Source organism: Photobacterium sp. SP02, from assembly GCF_038519165.1.
GTDB classification, from domain to species: Bacteria; Pseudomonadota; Gammaproteobacteria; order Enterobacterales; family Vibrionaceae; genus Photobacterium; species Photobacterium halotolerans.
Map to the genome: position 1 here is coordinate 1 of NZ_JASJOJ010000180.1, position 356 is coordinate 356.

The 356-nt window shown below is 50.8% G+C and carries 1 protein-coding gene; it reads right to left on the reverse strand.

Annotated features, from left to right (window positions below; genetic code table 11):
* Positions 1–356, reverse strand: a 356-nt coding sequence (locus P0Y67_RS22900) for a GNAT family N-acetyltransferase (RefSeq protein ID WP_342393719.1), incomplete at both ends; no start/stop codon positions are given.

Here is a 356-nt window from a genome sequence, read left to right on the forward strand (position 1 = left end):
TACTCGCCCTGTTTTCTGGCATAGTCATGAAAAACACCGACCTCACGAAAGCCGAATTTCTGATGCAGCGCCACCGATGCATCGTTCGGCAAAGCAATGCCAGATAAGGCACAATGCACTGGTTGAGTCGCTAAAGCATCAAGTAAGGTTTTCATTAATGCACTCCCCAAACCCTGCCCCTTCGCATCGGGGTGAAGATAGATACTCACTTCAACGGTTTCTGCAAAAGCGGCGCTAGGCCGGTAAGGTTGGCTGCAGGCGAACCCCATCACCTGATGGTTTTCGAGGGCAACGAAAAGCTGGTGTGGGGAATTGGAACGGAACTGCGTAAACCACTCATTACGATTACCTTCTCG